Here is a 16037-nt window from a genome sequence, read left to right as displayed (position 1 = left end):
CGGGGCATCAGAGGCGTCGTGGGTGGTGGATGGCTCCCCCGGTGGCCGGTGATCCGGCAGCTCAAGGGAGAGGACGGCAGAGGGCAGGCGGCGCGCTCGGCGCGTACGGACGCCCTGCGGCCCCGGGTCGAGGGGGCCGAGACGGTCGCGCGTTCCGTCTGTCCCTACTGCGCCGTGGGCTGCGGCCAGCTCGTCTACGTCAAGGACGGCGAGGTCACCCAGATCGAGGGCGACCCCGACTCGCCGATCTCCCGTGGACGGCTCTGCCCGAAGGGATCGGCCAGCAAGCAGCTCGTCACCCACCCCGGCCGCCAGACGAAGGTCCTCTACCGCAGGCCGTACGGCACCGAGTGGGAGCCGCTCGACCTCGAGACCGCGATGGACATGATCGCCGACCGCGTGGTGCGGACCCGGCGCGAGACCTGGCAGCAGACGCACGAGGGGCAGGAGGTCAGGAGGACTCTGGGCATCGCCGGCCTGGGCGGGGCGACGCTCGACAACGAAGAGAACTACCTGATGAAGAAGCTCTACACCGCCCTCGGCGCGATCCAGGTCGAGAACCAGGCGCGCATATGACACTCCTCCACCGTCCCCGGTCTGGGGACCAGCTTCGGGCGTGGCGGCGCGACCCAGTATCAGCAGGACCTGGCCAACGCTGACTGCATCGTCATCCAGGGCTCCAACATGGCCGAGTGCCATCCGGTGGGCTACCAGTGGGTGATGGAGGCGCGTGCGCGCGGCGCGAAGGTCTTCCACATCGACCCGCGCTTCAGCCGCACGAGTGCGACCGTGGATAGGTATCTCGCGATCCGCGCCGGCACCGACATCGTGCTGCTCGGCGCGCTGATCAACTACGTGCTGTCGAACGGGCTCGACTTCCGCGAGTACGTCCTCGCGTACACGAACGCCGCGACCCTGGTGAACAAGGACTTCCGCGACACCGAGGACCTCGACGGCCTGTTCTCCGGCTACGACGAGGAGACCGGCAGGTATGACCCGTCGAGCTGGGCGTACGAGGGCGACGTGCCCGAGGAGGAGGAGCCGGTCGAGGGCGGCGGGCACCACGCGGAGGCGGCGGGGTCCGACTCCTACGGCGCGCGCGGCGCGGGCGCCGGCGCGACGCCGCCCGCCGACCCGACGCTGACGAACCCGCGGTGCGTCTACCGGATACTCAAGCGCCACTACTCGCGCTACACGCCCGAGATGGTCGAGGAGCTGTGCGGCATCCCGCCGGAGCGGTTCCACGAGCTGGCCGAGGCGATCACGGCCAACTCGGGCCGGGAGCGGACCACGGCGTGGGTGTACTCGGTGGGCTGGACGCAGCACTCGGTCGGCGTGCAGTACATCAGGGCCGCCTCGATCCTGCAGCTGTTGCTGGGCAACATGGGCAGGCCGGGCGGCGGGATCATGGCGCTGCGCGGGCACGCGAGCATCCAGGGCTCCACCGACATCCCGACGCTGTTCAACCTGCTGCCGGGATACATCGCGATGCCGCACGCCCACCGGCACGACGGCCTCGACCACTATCTGGAGCGGGAGGGCGCCGACACCGGCTGGTGGGGCAACCGGCGGGCGTACGTCGTCAGCCTGCTCAAGGCGTGGTGGGGCGACGCGGCGACGGAGGACAACGACTACCGCTTCGACTACCTGCCGCGCCTGACCGGCGACCACGGCCACTACGCGACCGTGATGGGCCAGATCGACGGGACGGTCAAGGGCTACTTCGTCGTGGGCGAGAACCCGGCGGTCGGCTCGGCCAACGGCAAGGCGCAGCGGCTCGGCCTGGCGAACCTCGACTGGCTGGTGGTCCGCGACCTCATGCTGGTCGAGACCGCGACGTTCTGGAAGGACGCGCCGGAGATCGAGACGGGCGAGCTGCGGACCGAGGCCATCGGCACCGAGGTCTTCTTCATGCCGGCCGCGAGCCACGTGGAGAAGGAGGGCACCTTCACCAACACCCAGCGGCTGCTGCAGTGGCGGGAGAAGGCGCTCGACCCGCCGCACGACTGCCGCAGCGACCTGTGGTTCTTCTACCACCTCGGCAAGCGGATCAGGCGGCGGCTCGGCGACGACGAGATCGACCGGCCGGTGAAGGAGCTGACCTGGGACTACCCGGAGATCGGCGAGCAGCGCGATCCCGACGCAGAGGCCGTCCTGCGCGAGATCAACGGCACCGGCCCGGGCGGCCGCCTGCTGGCGTCGCTGCGCGAGCTGAAGCCCGACGGGTCGACGAGCTGCGGCTGCTGGATCTACTGCGGCGTGTACGCCGACGGGGTCAACATGGCGGCCCGGCGCAAGCCGCACACCGAGCAGGGTCCTGTCGCGCTCGAATGGGGCTGGGCCTGGCCGGCGAACCGGCGCATCCTCTACAACCGCGCCTCCGCCGACCCGCAGGGCCGCCCGTGGAGCGAACGGAAGAAGTACGTCTACTGGGACGCGGGCAAGGGCCGGTGGGTCGGCCCCGACGTGCCGGACTTCGAGGAGGACAAGGCGCCGGACTACGTGCCGCCCGAGGGGGCCAAGGCGCAGGACGCGCTGGCCGGCACCGACCCGTTCATCATGCAGTCGGACGGCAGGGGCTGGCTGTACGTCCCGTCAGGACTGTCCGACGGGCCGCTGCCCGCCCACTACGAGCCGCACGAGTCGCCGGTGCGCAACGCGCTGTACGCACAGCAGGCCAACCCGGCCCGCCGGACCATCGACCGCCCGGAGAACCCGTACAACCCGGCGCTGTCGCCCCGGTTCCCGTACGTCTACACGACGAGCAGGCTCACCGAGCACCACACGACGGGCGCCATGAGCAGACCCCTGCCCTACCTCGCCGAGCTCCAGCCGGAGGCGTTCTGTGAGGTGTCCCCGCGGATGGCGGAGGAGCTCGGGCTGGAGAACGGGGGCTGGGCGACGATCGTCACCGCGCGGACCGCGATCGAGCTGCGCGTGCTCGTGACCGGCCGGGTGCGCCCGCTGCGGCTGAACGGCCGGACCGTCCACCAGGTGATCATGCCGTACCACTGGGGCTACAGCAGCGGCGGGGTGATCACCGGAGACGTCGTGAACGACCTGCCGCCGATCGTGCTCGACCCGAACGTCTACATCCAGGAGAGCAAGGCCGGCACCTGCGACGTCCTGCCGGGGCGCCGGCCGAGGGGCACGGCCCTGCTCGACCTGATCGAGAGGTATCGCCATGGCTGAGCAGATGGGGTTCTTCACCGACACGTCCGTCTGCATCGGCTGCAAAGCCTGCGAGGTGGCCTGCAAGGAGTGGAACCAGGTGCCCGACGACGGGTTCGTGTTCCGGGCCACCTCCTACGACAACACCGGCGCGCTCGGCGCGAGCACCTGGCGCCACGTGGCGTTCGTCGAGCAGGACGGCCGGTGGCTGATGTCGTCGGACGTGTGCAAGCACTGCACCCACGCCGCCTGCCTCGACGTCTGCCCCACCGGGGCGCTGTTCCGCACCGAGTTCGACACCGTCGTCGTCCAGGCCGACGTCTGCAACGGCTGCGGCTACTGCGTCCCCGCCTGCCCGTACGGCGTGATCGACCGCAGGGAGGACGACGGCCGGGCGTGGAAGTGCACGCTCTGCTACGACCGGCTGCGCGGCGGCATGGAGCCGGCCTGCGCGAAGGCGTGCCCGACCGAGTCCATCCAGTTCGGGCCGCTCGACGAGCTGCGGCAGCGGGCCGCGGAACGGGTCGAGCGGCTGCACGCCGACGGCAGGACCGAGGCCCGGCTGTACGGCGCGAACCCGGACGACGGGGTGGGCGGCACGGGCGCGTTCTTCCTCCTGCTCGACGAGCCGGAGACGTACGGCCTGCCCCCGGATCCCGTGGTGACCACCCGCGACCTGCCCGCGATGTGGCGCTGGGCGGGCGGCGCGGCGCTCGCCCTGGCCGCCGGTGTGGCCGCCTGTTTCCTCGGAAAGAGGAGCTGACGGGGGTGGCGGAGGACCGCGACGAGCCGGGGCCGGTACGCGCCGCCCGGTCAGTGGGATGGGCGAGTGTGATGGCGACACCGTGTGTGGGGAGGCACTGATGCCGAGGCGCCGGGACGAGATGGTGCCGGACGCCGAGTTCCGGTCCTACTACGGCCAGCCGGTCATCAAGCAGCCCATCTGGCACGAACCCCACATGCCGACGTACCTCTATCTGGGCGGGCTGTCCGGCGCGGCGGGCGCGATGGCGGCGGCCGCCCGCCTCACCGGGCGGGATCGGCTGGAACTGGCAGCCCGGATGACCGCCTTCGCCGGGGCGAGCGCCGGTGCGGCCTTCCTCGTGGCCGAGCTGGGCCGGCCGATGCGCTTCCTCAACATGCTGCGGGTGTTCAAGCTCACCTCGCCGATGAGCGTCGGCTCCTGGACGCTGGCCGCCCACAGCGGGCTGACCGGCGTCGCGGCGGGCTCCGCGGTGACCGGCCTGCTGCCCCTCGCGGGCGATGCCGCGTCGGTCGCGAGCGGCCTGAGCGGCGTGGCGATGGCCACCTACACGGCCGTCCTGCTGGCCGACACCGCCGTCCCCGCCTGGCACGAGGGGATGCGCGAGCTGCCGTTCCTGTTCTCCGGGAGCGCCCTCGCCTCGGCGGGCGCGGCCGTCATGCTGACCACGCCACGGGCGCAGGCCGGGCCCGCCCGCGCCGCCGCGGCGGCGGGCGCCGTGGCCGAGGTCGTCGCCGGCGGGCTGATGGAGCGTCGCCTCGGTCTCGTCGGCGAGCCGTACCGCACGGGCAGGGCGGGCAGGCTCATGCGGGCCTCCCGCGTGCTCACCCTCGGCGGCGGCCTGATCGCCACGGTCGCCGGTCGCAGCCGGGCCCTCACCGCGCTGTCCGGGCTCGCGATCACGGCGGGAGCCCTGTGCACCCGTTTCGGCGTGCTTGAGGCGGGCCGGGCCTCGGCCAAGGACCCGAAGTACACCGTCGTGCCGCAGCGCGACCGCCTCGACGCCGGCCGCCCCGCCTCCGTCCCCGGCCGCTAGGTCGGGAAAAGGGGTGGAAGGGGTGATGATCAGACTGGTAGCTTGCAGTCGACCGTGACACCGGCCGAGGAGGTGAGACCCGTGAACGCAGTATCGACGTGGGTGCTCCCCCTTCCCATCACGGCCGGGCGATCGACGTAGGTGTCGCCCGGGAGCGCCTCGACACCAAGGCACTCCCGAAAGGCAACACCTGTGCACTCTCTGCGGTTCACTGCCGAGTCGTCGTCCAACGGCATGGTCGAACGCGACTTCACCGTGGGCGACGTCCCCGGCGTTCTCTGGTCGCCGGCTCCCGGCGCCGATCGTGCGCCCCTGGTCCTGATGGGCCACGGCGGCGGAAACCACAAGAAGCATCCGGCGATGGCGGGCCGCGCCCGCCTTCTCGTGACCGGCTGCGGCTTCCACGTCGCCGTCATCGACGCGCCCGGTCACGGCGACCGGCCGCGCACCGCGCACGACGAGCAGGAGATCGCCGAGCTGTACCGGGCGAGGGCGGCGGGCGAACCGGAAGGACCGATCGTCGTCCGCTACAACGCCCACCTGGCGGAGCTCGCCGTGCCCGAGTGGCAGGCGACCCTGGACGCGCTCCAGGAACTTCCGGAGATCGGCGCCGACGGGCCGGTCGGCTACTTCGGCATCAACATGGGCACCGCGATCGGAATACCGCTCGTGGCGATCGAACCCAGGATCACGGCCGCGGTCTTCGGCCAGCACTGGCCCGACGTCCTGGCCGAGAAGGCGAAGCAGATCACCATTCCGATCGAGTTCGACATGCAGTGGGGCGACGAGCACATCCCGCGCGAAGCCGGTCTCGCGCTGTTCGACGCCTTCGCCTCGAAGGAGAAGACGTTGCACGCCAACGCGGGCAGGCACAAGGAGCTGCCCAGGTTCGAGGCCGACAGCGCGGTGCGGTTCTTCGCCCGGCACCTCGGCCGAGCGGTCACCCCGCCGTCCTGACGTGCGCGGTCGCGGCGTCCGGCTCGCCGGCCGGGCGCCGCGGCAGCGGGTGCTCAGCGCGTCTTGGGGAAAGCGGCGCGGGGTCCGGATCCGCTGAGGATGAAGGCGACCGCGATCAGGGGCAGGACGCTTATGGCCTGCATCACGGCGTACCACGCCGGGCAGATACCGGGGATCAGGTCGACGCCGATGATCGCGATCGGCATGGTGACGCTGATGGTGCGCATACGCTCGAAGCTGCGCCGCGATCCCTGCGAAGCACGCACGATCATCCGGCGGAGCACCGAGGCGATGGCGAGCAGTATGACGGCCCGGGCCCACATGAACGTGGTTCCCGGGTGATCGACGATCGACAGCACGGCAACCGTCGCGAGTGTGATGCCGCAGATCATGCCGGAGAGCGTGACGCACTTCTTCGCCAGGTCGAAGGCCTCTCGGGTGCGGCCGTCGTCGAGGTGTGCCGTGGCGCCGGTGATGGTGGTCATGTCATTTCTCCTTCTCGTCGTGGTCTCGACGCTAGGGAGCGGACGGGCGGCGCGGTATGCGTCTGGACGCACGCGGGGGTGGGGCCAGACCCACTCCGGGGGCGATCGGCTGGGCGCCGGGCTCTGTGCGGTACACAGTGGAGACATCACGCCGTACCGGCCCGGACCGGCGCATCGCCGAACACCTCGGAAACCGGGGTCGTGGAGTACGAAGGAAGGCTCATGCGACAGCTGGTGTCGTGGGTGGCGAGTGCCGCCGTGGGGTTCGTACGAGCGTGTGTCGTGATGGTCGTCAGCATGCTGGTCCCGGCCGTGTGGGCCGCCGCCGTGGGGCTGTGGATCTGGTGGTGGGGCGGCAACCCGTGGCCGGCGATAGCGCCGTTCATATGGGCGTGCATCGGCACGCTCGCCCTGTCCCGCCCGATCTGCCGGATGGTCCGCTCTGTCGTCGCCAGATGGACGGGCACCGTCATTCCCCCCGGATATCGGAAGGCCGCGCCGGTGGTGCGTATGTCGACCGGCTACTGGTGGAACGGATTCTCCTACGAGCGCACCAGCCGGGACGCTCGCCGGGACCAGAGGATGCGGCTCTGGTGGAGCGATCCCGCCACCTGGCGCGACCTGCGCTTCGCGGTGATCGCACCCGTCACCATGGGGGTGATCGCGGCCGTTCCGCCGGCCGGAGTCGTGGCGGCGGTCGTCGGGTTCGGCCACCCGGCGGCCTCCATGCGTCTGATCGGGGTGCTCGGCGTGGCCGTGGCGATCGGCGCCGCCCCGTACGCCTGGCGGGCGGTCGGGCCGGTGGCCGTCCGTTTCCTGGGGCCGTCGCCCGCGATGGCGCTGGCTGACCGGGTGGCCGAGCTGACGGCCCAGCGCGCGGACACGACGGTCGCGCAGGCCGCCGAGATCCGCCGCATCGAACGGGACCTGCATGACGGAGCGCAGGCGCGCCTGGTCGCGCTCGGCATGTCGTTGGCGACCGTGGAGAGGCTGATGCAGACCGACCCCGACCGGGCCAAGGCGCTGCTGCGGGAGGCGCGAGCCGGGGCCGCCACTTCCCTGACCGAGCTCCGCGACCTGGTGAGGGGCATCAGCCCGCCGGTGCTGACCGAGCGAGGGCTCGTCGACGCCGTTCGCGCCCTCGCCCTGGACAGTGCCCTCGAAGCCGCCGTCAGCGCCGACCTCCGGCTGCGCCTGGACCCGCCGATCGAGTCCGCACTGTATTTCGGAGTCGCCGAGCTGCTCACCAACGCGGCCAAGCACGCCCGTGCGACCCGGGCATGGATTTCCATCGCCGGCCACGGCACCGACGTCGTCGTCGAGGTCGAGGACGACGGCGAGGGCGGGGCCGGCGTACGAGCCGGCGGTGGGATCGACGGGCTGCGCCGCCGCCTCGCGGTCTTCGACGGCACCCTGGAGATCACCAGTCCGGCAGGCGGTCCGACCCGCGTGAGAATGGTTGTGCCATGCGAATCGTCGTAGCCGAAGACCTCTACCTCCTGCGTGACGGGATGGTCCGCCTCCTGGAGGCGTACGGACACCAGGTGGTGGCGACGGCGACCACCGGGCCCGAGACGCTCGACGCGCTGCTGACACAGCGGCCGGACGTCGCGGTCGTCGACGTCCGCATGCCGCCGACCCAGTCGGACGAGGGCCTGCGGGCGGCTCTCGACGCCCGCCGCCGGCTGCCCGGACTGCCGATCCTGATCCTTTCCCAGCACGTCGAACAGCTGTACGCCCGTGAGCTCCTCGCCGGCGGCACCGGCGGCATCGGCTATTTCCTCAAAGAGAGCGTGTTCGACGCCGATCAGTTCATCGACGCTCTGGAGCGGGTGGCCGGTGGCGGGACGGCCATGGACCCGGCCGTCATCGCCAAACTGCTGTCCAGCGGGTCGTCGAACCGGCGACTCGAACGGCTCACGGAACGCGAACACGAGGTGCTCGGCCTCATGGCCGAAGGGCTGTCCAATCAGGCCGTCGGCCAGCGGCTCTTCCTCAGTGAGAGCGCCATCAGCAAATACACGACCTCCATCTTCGGCAAGCTCGGCATCACCGACGACGGCAACAGCAACCGCCGGGTCCTCGCCGTCCTCACCTACCTGAACAAACCCTGACGTGCTCGTTCAGGTCGGCCTGCTCGCCACTGCCGGGCGGGCGTAGCCGGGTCCTCACCGCGCTGTCCGGGCTCGCGCAAGGGGTGTGGTCGCGTCCGAAACGTGCCAGTGCCCGCTGCCACCTCACTGCTTCGCTGGGTGCCCGCCCTCCACCCGCACCTGGCCGAACGGACCCCATGCCGACCACCACGCTCGCCCGGCCCCGCTCGCCCCTCATCGGCTGGCTCGCCGTCACCTCGCTCATGCTGGGCATCTTCGCCATCGTCACCAGCGAAATCCTGCCCATCGGCCTGCTGACCGCCATAGGCGCAGACTTCGGCATCTCCGACGGCACCACAGGGCTGACCATGACCCTGCCCGGCATCGTCGCCGCGGTCGCCGCGCCCACCGTCACACTCACCACCGCGCGCCTGGACCGCCGTGTGATGCTGTGCATCCTTATGGCGGTGCTCGCCGTAGCCGACGTGCTGGCCGCGGTGGCGACCTCCTACTGGATCATGCTGATCTCCAGGGCGCTCGTCGGCCTCACGATCGGCGGCTTCTGGTCCATCGGGGCCGGACTGGCCGCCCGCCTGATGCCGCCGCACGCCGTCGGCACCGCCACCGCTGTGATCTTCTCGGCCGTGCCGCTGGGCTCCGTGCTCGGCGTACCGGCCGGCACCTTCATCGGCGACCTCGCCGGGTGGCGGACCGCCTTCTTGGTCCTGGCCGTGCCGGCACTCCTGGTTCTGGCGGCCCTGATACTCCTGCTGCCGCCGCTGCCCGCCCATCAGGTCACCAGCCCTCGCGTCCTGCTCGACCTGCTGCGCACCCGGGGCGCCGCCATCGCCCTGCCGGCCACTTTCCTCATCGTCTTGGCCCATTTCGGCACCTACACCTACGTCACGCCCTTCCTCCAGGACGTCGCCGGCCTGCCTCCCGCAGCGATCAGCGCCATCCTGCTGGCGTACGGCGTCGCCGGAATCGTCGGCAACTTCCTGGCCGGCAAGGGCACTGTGACACGGCCGCGAACCGCCTTCGTGACCTGCGGCTTCCTGATCGCGCTCACCACCCTGCTGCTGCCCTCGGTCGGCGGCACAACCATCGGCGCCGTGATGTCACTCGTGGTCTGGGGCTTGGCCTACGGAGGCGTACCCGTCTGTTCGCAGGCATCGTTCATCGCCGCCGCCCCTCACACGCCCGAAGCCGCGACGGTCGTTTTCACCTCCTCCTTCCAGGCGACCTTCGCCCTCGGCGCGTTCCTCGGCGGACGCGTCGTGGACGCCTTCTCGGTCTCCACCGTGATGATCTGCGGCGGGCTGACCGCTCTCCTCATGGCGGTCTCCCTATGGTCGCTCGGGAAACCTCGCTGACTCCGTACGGTCACTTGTGACGCGTTACGGAGCCGCGATCCTCGTCACCGCGATCAGCGAATGGCTGTGAGCGCCGGGGGCGGGCGTTGCGGAGGCGGATGCCGCTCCAGCCCAGAGAGCTCGCGGTCACCGCGTCCCAGAACGGCCAGAGGTCGTCCAGCAGCCTGAGCTGGATGCCGGCTTCCTCGTGCAGTCGCAGCAGGTCGCCGACGGGCTCGGGCGGCCCGAGGGGTTCGACGGGCTCGGTCGCGACCACCGCGTTGGGCACCGGCTCTCCGAACGGGACGAACTTCTCCGCCGGGAAGCGGTAGGCGTACAGGCGGACGGTCAGGAACGCCTCCAGCCAGCCGTACTCGATGGCGTGGACCCGCTCTCCGCAGCCCGGCCCGATGATCCGGTCGCGATCGGCGTCCGTGGAGTCCGGCGTCGTCCACGCCATGGCCCGCGGGCACTGACGAGGGAACCAGTAGTCGGCGCAGCGCTCGGCCGTCACCGCCCAGACGTACGCCTCCGGCTGCCGCGCGGTGGCCGCCACATGCAGGATGAATCGGGCGATATTGGGGTCTTCGGAGAAATGCAGCACCTCGCCGGGCTCAGGTCGCATGTCCCGGGTCTACCACCTCGTCGCGACCGCGGCCGATATCGAGGTCTCAGGCGAGCCGGATCGCGGCGGCCTCGGCCGGGACGAGTTCGCCGACGATCGGCGCGCCGGGGACCTCACCGGCGACCAGCAGGCCGCCCGAGGTCTGGGCGTCGGCCAGCAGGAGCAGGTCCTCCTCCGCGTACCGGCCCGGGGCGAGGTGGGGGCGCACCCAATCCAGGTTGCGGCGGGTGCCGCCGCTGACGTAGCCGTCGCGCACCGCCTGCCGCGCCCCCTCCACGTAGGGCACGGACGCCACGTCGACCACCGCCGTGACGCCGCTCGCCCTGACCAGCTTGTACAGGTGGCCGAGCAGGCCGAATCCGGTCACATCGGTCGCGCACACCGCCCCGGCCGCCAGCGCCGCCCGCGAGGCGTCCCGGTTGAGCGTCGTCATGACCTCGATCGCCTGTGGGAACACCTCGCCGGTCGCCTTGTGCCTCGTGTTGAGCACGCCCACGCCGAGCGGTTTGGTGAGGGAGATCGGCATTCCCGCCCGGCCCGCGTCGATGCGCAGCAGCCGGTCCGGGTCGGCCAGGCCGGTGACCGCCATGCCGTACTTCGGCTCGGGATCGTCCACGCTGTGACCGCCCGCGACGTGGCAGCCCGCCGCCCGCGCCGCGTCAAGGCCCCCGCGCAGCACCTCCCTGGCGAGGTCCATGGACAGCGTCTCCCTGGGCCAGCCCAGCAGGTTCACCGCCACGACCGGCTCGCCGCCCACCGCGTACACGTCGGACAGCGCATTGGTGGCCGCGATCCGCCCCCAGTCGTACGGGTCGTCCACGACAGGGGTGAAGAAGTCCGCGGTGGCGACGACCGCCCGGCCGCCCTCGATCCTGACCACGGCCGCGTCGTCGCCGTCGTCGAGCCCGATGATCAGCTCGTTCGCGTACGCCGACGTGTTCGGGGCCACGAGTCCGGCCACGATGCTCTCCAGCTCACCCGGGGGAATCTTGCAGGCGCAGCCGCCCCCGTGCGCCTGCTGGGTCAGCCGGATTCCGGCCCGCTCCGCCGCCTTGGTCATACCGCCCTCGTTTCGAGTCCTTCGTCCGCCACGCAGCCACCATGGGGGCGCCGCCGCCTTCCCTACCCCGTTCCGGCTAGGTTTCTCCCTGGAGGTGTGTGGGCGCCTGGTGGCCCCCGCGGTCTTCAAAACCGACGAGGCCGAGGTCCTCGGCCTGGCGGGTTCGATTCCCGTCCGCCTCCGCTCACCCCCGCCTTGGCAGGTCAGCCTCCGGTCCCGTCGACAGTCCGCGTTCGACCAGCTCAATCCGGGTGAGCGGTCATGGCAGTGGCAGATCTGCCGCAAGGTTCGTGGTAGATCTGCCGGACAGGAGAGGCGCTTCCTGCCAGAGGCCGAATTCTCATTCCTTCCGCAGGCTCTGTTGACCCGACCATGTGCGAAAATCGCACCATGGGGATCGGCGGAGAGTGGGCGGACATGGGCGACCGCGTCCGCGAATGCAGGCTTGCGGCCGACCTGTCGCAGGACCAACTGGCCGCGGCGGTCGGTCTCGACCGTACGATGATCGCTAAGATCGAGGCAGGTGTCCGACGGATCGACGCGTTGGAACTGGTCAGATTGTCCGAAGCGCTCCGCGTGCCCCTGGATTTCCTCCTCAGGCCGGCTCAGCCGATCATCTCCCGGCGGGCCGAGCTGACCGACGACACCATTGCCGATGTGACTCGCCAGTCCTATCGGCTGGAGCTGGCATTGTCCGCCTGGCTGGCCGACGTGCGGCAGCTCGCGGGGCTCGGGGACCTGGTCACACCTCCCGTGCGCCGCTACCCGGGGACTGTGGACGACATGCAGAGTGCGAGATCGGCGGCCAGATGGGTGCGGGACAGCCTCGACCTGAGCGCGCGACCGGTTGATTCGCTCATGACGCTCTGCGAGCGTATGGGGCAACTCGTCGCCGTGGTCGCGACTCGCGGGGACGGCGCGTCGCTCGTGGACGGCGACGTGGCGGTGGCCGTCGTCAGCAGTCAGGGCGATCCAGGGCGTCGCCGGGCGACCGCGGCCCACGAACTGGGCCACCTGATCGTAGGTGACGAGTATTCGGCCGACCTGGGTGTCCACACATCCCGGGCGGAGCGAGAGCAGGTCATCGACGCCTTCGCGGCTGAGCTCCTCCTGCCTGCGGGGGTCGTGAAGGAGCGCGCCGGGAAGTCCGCCGCTCCCATCCGAGACGTTCTCCTGATGCTCGCCGCCACCTATCGGACCTCGTGGTCCCTGACCGTGCGGCAGGCGCTCGAGGCCGGGGCGGTGGACAGAGAGGCGGCGAAGGAGCTACGACGGCGGAACCCTACTCGAGCAGAGCTGATGGAGGCGGTGGGCTGGACCCCCCAACCGGACCTGGAGTCCGTTCGGGTGCCTCCGAGCTACGCGCACGCCGTTTTCCGGGCCCTGAAGAAGAACTTGATAACGACATCCCGGGCGATCGAGCTGATGCGCGGTCAGGTCGAGGAGGGCGATCTCCCCGCGAGGGACGACTGGGACATCGAGCCGTGACGTCATCCGCCGACCAGGTGCTCATCTTCGATGCCACAAGCCTCAGTCACTTCTCTCGGGCTGAACGGCTGGACGTTTTGCGCGACCTTCTCGCCGGACGCCCATGCCTCACTACCCGTGTGGTTCACGAGGAGCTTCGTGTCGACATTGGAACGTTCCCGGCATTGCGGCAGGCATTGGACGCCGAATGGTTGGGGATGGCGGAACTGTCCACACTGCAGGAACTCGAATGCTTCGCGCGGTGGGTTCGGCGTGTCGGCTCGTCCGGCCGTGATCTGGGTGAGGCAAGCGTATTTTGCGCAGCTGAACTGCTCGGCGGGATCGCCATCACCGACGATCGCGATGCCACTGCAGTGGGCAGGGCCTATGGCCTGGAGGTGCACGGGACAATCTGGCTTCTCGGCACCGCCTGCCGGGAGGGCAAGCTCACACAAGTGGGTGCGGAGAACCTTGTGGACGCCCTCCGCGCGACAGGCATGCGCTTACCCTGCTCAGGATCGACGTTTCTCTCCTAGGCCCGTCGCCATCGACTCTGCTGACGACGGCGACTCGGCATAGGACGAGCGGGAAGAACCGCTCCTGGCCGTGTAGGCGGCGATCGCGACCAGGAGGGCCGCGACGATCTGGAGGATCAGATGGTCCTTCGCGACGGCGCCGATGACGAACCGCGGATCCACGCGGTTCACGAGACCGTGGTCGGCGACGCCCTGCAGAACTCCCGCGATGAGGGAGAGCCGGGCGGCGGCGAGGAACTCCGGCCGCCCGCGGGCCGGGCGGACGCCGAGCAGCAGCATGACGAGCACAGTGGGCAGGTAGACGGTGCGTACGGCACTGCCGAGGTCGAGCACCACGAGCACGGTCGCGGCGGCGCCGAGGACGAACGCGACGAGGGCTCGGGCGTCGTGTCGCTGCTCGATGCCGCGGACGACGAACAGGCAGAGGCAGGCGACCGCCACCACCGTCGCTCCCCACCACTGAAGCGTCTTCCCCGGGTCGTCGGTGATGCGTTCAGGAGAGGCAAGGCGGGCCGCGATCACCGCCACCGCGATCAGGCCGGCGGTACGCTCCCCCAGCCATGACCACCGCGTCGTGCCGGGTGGTGCGCCCTCCAGCATGACGACCGCGAAGATGAGCAGGGTCCCGGTCGCTGCGATCCACACGCTCCAGCCGCTGCTGTACTCCTCCGCGTAGAACGCGAGCAACCCCAGCATGACCGCGCTCAGACCGGCGGCGAAGCCGAGGGTGATCTCCCGAGCCCGTCCCTCAGGGGGAAGCAGTCCCGCCCCGAGGGCGGCGGCCACCAGCAGCCACTGCCAGATCGCGGCGGCCGGGGTCAACCATGAGAGCGCCGCGCTCGCCAGCAGGAAGGCCGCCAGAAGGGCGGGGACCCGGAGACTCGGGGCTCGGTCGCGTGACCGGACCGCTCGGAGGACGCGGTTCCGGATCCCCGCCGCACCCTCGGACGGGTCCGGCGATTCCGCCGTCACCGTCTCGGAGATGGATGACGCCTGCTGTCCTACCGGGGAAGGTGTGGTCGGAGGCGTTAGGTGAGTGTGCGTCCTCGCCGCCGCGCTTGGCGCGCCGGTGCCGGGGTCGGCGGCTGTCCCGCCGGTGGCGAGGGCCTCGGCGGCAGCCGTGGACACGGTGCGGCTGTCGTCGTCGGCGAGCTCCTGCAGTGCCAGCCGTGCCGCCAGGGCGAGACCCTCGTGCCGGCTCCTCAGCAGGCGCCGCAGCTCCTCGACCGCCCCGGCACGGACCCTGGGAAGGGAGTTCTCGATCACCGCCTGGAGCTCCGCCGGCAGGGGCGAGGGCACGGTGACGGGGCGGGCGCGCCGCGCGACGTAGAGATCGCCCTGCAGGTCGAACGCCCACTTGCCCGGGGTCTGGCCCGGTGTCGTCTGCCGGACCTGGTCGTAGACGTAGTCGTACAGCTCGTCGATGCCGACGTAGCCGTCCTGGTCGCGGTCGGCGTCCCCGGACTCCAGCCCTTCCACGAGGGCGCGGGTGAACACCGACGGCGCCTGCTCCTGGGCGTCGGCGAGCTCGGTGCCGTCGAAGGCGTACTCCATCGCGTTCGACGCGGTGATCACCACTCGGCCGTGCCCGCCGAACTGCTCCTCCACGTGCACGCCCATGCCGGCGCGTGGCAGCGCCCCGCGTGCCCACGCTCCCGCGTAACAGCAGTCGAGCAACAGGATCATGCGCCTGGACCGGCTGCGGCTCATCCTGCGGCTGACGAACTCGGCCGAGACCGCGGTCGCCCCCAAGCGGTTCAGCTTGGTGGTGGGCGTGGCGAAGTACAGCTCTCCGTTGTCGTCCTTCACGCCGTGGCAGGAGAAGTGCAGCAGCAGCACGTCGTCCGGGGCACGGTCGGTGAAGAACTCTTCGACCATCTCGCTGACCACGTGCGTGGGCTCGTTGAGCAGCGTCCGCACGTGGAAGCCGCCGATCGCCGGATCGCCGAGCACGCGGGCCAGCGCCTCCGCGTCGCGTGCGGGAGCGCGCAGCCGGCGTAGCCCCGGATCGCGGTACTCGTCGCCGGCCACGATGAGAGCGCTCCGCGTCCGGGCGGGGGCGTGAACGGTTTCGTGCCGCCGCACCCAGAGATCGGTCAGCCGGCGTTGCTCGCCGGACGGCACACCGGTCAGCTCGATCGCGTCGCCGTCGATCGTGAGCTTCGCGGACCGGCGCTGGTCACGGGTCAGCCAGGCGGTCACCGCGCCCACGACCGCGGCGAGCAGTTCCGTGCCCGCGAGGGAGACCACCAGGCCGCCGAGGGAGAACGACAGCACCGCCCTGGCGCCGGGCGGTGGCGGCGCCCCCCGCTCGGCCTGCGCCGTCACCACGTCGATCTCCAGCAACTCCGTACGGAGCCGGGCCGTCAGGTCCTCCAGTTCGTGGGGGTCGGCGTTCTCCTCTGCGATCTGGATGGTCAGCCGGGTCGTCTCAGCGGCCATTGCGGCTCCCTCGCACGTACGGCCGGTCCCTGCCGATGCAGTGTCGGCCG

13 protein-coding genes and 1 tRNA gene are annotated in these 16037 nt (G+C 70.8%); 10 read left to right on the top strand and 4 right to left on the bottom strand.

Going from position 1 to position 16037, the window contains the following annotated elements; genetic code table 11:
* The first annotated feature begins 18 nt into the window (after nucleotides 1-18).
* The 4 genes from fdh (at nucleotide 19) to HHX35_RS22040 (ending at nucleotide 5927) form a co-directional block, all read left to right on the top strand.
* Complete coding sequence (gene fdh, locus HHX35_RS22055) at nucleotides 19-3192, top strand: formate dehydrogenase (protein ID WP_182900621.1); 3174 nt, start codon at nucleotides 19-21, stop codon at nucleotides 3190-3192.
* Complete coding sequence (locus tag HHX35_RS22050; protein ID WP_182900620.1) at nucleotides 3185-3934, top strand: 4Fe-4S dicluster domain-containing protein; 750 nt, start codon at nucleotides 3185-3187, stop codon at nucleotides 3932-3934. Before fdh ends, HHX35_RS22050 begins: the two co-directional genes overlap by 8 nt.
* Nucleotides 3935-4034: 100 nt before the next feature.
* The gene (gene nrfD / locus HHX35_RS22045; RefSeq protein ID WP_259405266.1) at nucleotides 4035-4970 is read left to right on the top strand and encodes an NrfD/PsrC family molybdoenzyme membrane anchor subunit; all 936 of its coding nucleotides are present in this window, start codon (nucleotides 4035-4037) and stop codon (nucleotides 4968-4970) included.
* Nucleotides 4971-5162: 192 nt separating this feature from the next.
* Nucleotides 5163-5927 carry an alpha/beta hydrolase gene (locus tag HHX35_RS22040; protein WP_182900619.1) on the top strand — a complete coding sequence of 255 codons (765 nt, stop codon included), beginning with the start codon at nucleotides 5163-5165 and terminating at the stop codon, nucleotides 5925-5927.
* 53 nt (nucleotides 5928-5980) lie between these two features.
* Here HHX35_RS22040 and HHX35_RS22035 read toward each other — a convergent pair whose 3' ends face one another.
* Nucleotides 5981-6412: a hypothetical protein gene (locus HHX35_RS22035; RefSeq protein WP_220505719.1), complete on the bottom strand. Its 432-nt coding sequence runs from the start codon at nucleotides 6410-6412 to the stop codon at nucleotides 5981-5983.
* A 222-nt stretch (nucleotides 6413-6634) separates the two neighbouring features.
* Here HHX35_RS22035 and HHX35_RS22030 point away from each other — a divergent pair, with 222 nt between their 5' ends.
* The 3 genes from HHX35_RS22030 to HHX35_RS22020 all read left to right on the top strand — a co-directional run bounded on the left by HHX35_RS22030 (nucleotide 6635) and on the right by HHX35_RS22020 (nucleotide 9878).
* Complete coding sequence (locus HHX35_RS22030) at nucleotides 6635-7894, top strand: sensor histidine kinase (protein WP_182900618.1); 1260 nt, start codon at nucleotides 6635-6637, stop codon at nucleotides 7892-7894.
* Complete coding sequence (locus tag HHX35_RS22025) at nucleotides 7879-8526, top strand: response regulator transcription factor (RefSeq protein ID WP_182900617.1); 648 nt, start codon at nucleotides 7879-7881, stop codon at nucleotides 8524-8526. The genes HHX35_RS22030 and HHX35_RS22025 overlap by 16 nt, the downstream gene beginning before the upstream one ends.
* 176 nt (nucleotides 8527-8702) lie before the next feature.
* On the top strand, nucleotides 8703-9878 hold the full coding sequence (locus HHX35_RS22020) for an MFS transporter (RefSeq protein ID WP_182900616.1): 1176 nt from the start codon (nucleotides 8703-8705) through the stop codon (nucleotides 9876-9878).
* A 10-nt stretch (nucleotides 9879-9888) separates the two neighbouring features.
* On the opposite strand, the gene HHX35_RS22015 is transcribed toward HHX35_RS22020, so the two are convergent.
* Nucleotides 9889-10482, bottom strand: a complete 594-nt coding sequence (locus tag HHX35_RS22015) for a DUF6886 family protein (RefSeq protein ID WP_182900615.1) — start codon at nucleotides 10480-10482, stop codon at nucleotides 9889-9891.
* Between the two features lie 46 nt (nucleotides 10483-10528).
* Nucleotides 10529-11542: a selenide, water dikinase SelD gene (gene selD, locus HHX35_RS22010; RefSeq protein WP_182900614.1), complete on the bottom strand. Its 1014-nt coding sequence runs from the start codon at nucleotides 11540-11542 to the stop codon at nucleotides 10529-10531.
* Nucleotides 11543-11632: 90 nt separating this feature from the next.
* On the opposite strand from selD, the gene HHX35_RS22005 reads away from it, so the two are divergent.
* The 3 genes from HHX35_RS22005 to HHX35_RS21995 all read left to right on the top strand — a co-directional run bounded on the left by HHX35_RS22005 (nucleotide 11633) and on the right by HHX35_RS21995 (nucleotide 13545).
* Nucleotides 11633-11726: transfer RNA gene (locus tag HHX35_RS22005), tRNA-Sec, on the top strand.
* A 233-nt stretch (nucleotides 11727-11959) separates the two neighbouring features.
* The gene (locus HHX35_RS22000; protein ID WP_259405265.1) at nucleotides 11960-13030 is read left to right on the top strand and encodes an XRE family transcriptional regulator; all 1071 of its coding nucleotides are present in this window, start codon (nucleotides 11960-11962) and stop codon (nucleotides 13028-13030) included.
* A complete protein-coding gene (locus tag HHX35_RS21995) occupies nucleotides 13027-13545 on the top strand; it encodes a DUF3368 domain-containing protein (protein ID WP_182900612.1) in 519 nt (172 codons plus the stop codon). Before HHX35_RS22000 ends, HHX35_RS21995 begins: the two co-directional genes overlap by 4 nt.
* Here HHX35_RS21995 and HHX35_RS21990 read toward each other — a convergent pair.
* Nucleotides 13522-15987 (bottom strand): caspase, EACC1-associated type, encoded by a 2466-nt coding sequence (locus tag HHX35_RS21990; protein ID WP_182900611.1) that lies wholly within the window; start codon nucleotides 15985-15987, stop codon nucleotides 13522-13524. The two genes, HHX35_RS21995 and HHX35_RS21990, sit on opposite strands and share 24 nt — an antisense overlap.
* Nucleotides 15988-16037 lie beyond the last annotated feature (50 nt).

This window comes from Microbispora sp. H10830 (genome assembly GCF_014161375.1).
Lineage (GTDB): Bacteria > Actinomycetota > Actinomycetes > Streptosporangiales > Streptosporangiaceae > Microbispora > Microbispora catharanthi.
Note: the sequence above shows the minus strand (reverse complement) of the source record. Positions and strands in the feature narration are given on the sequence as shown.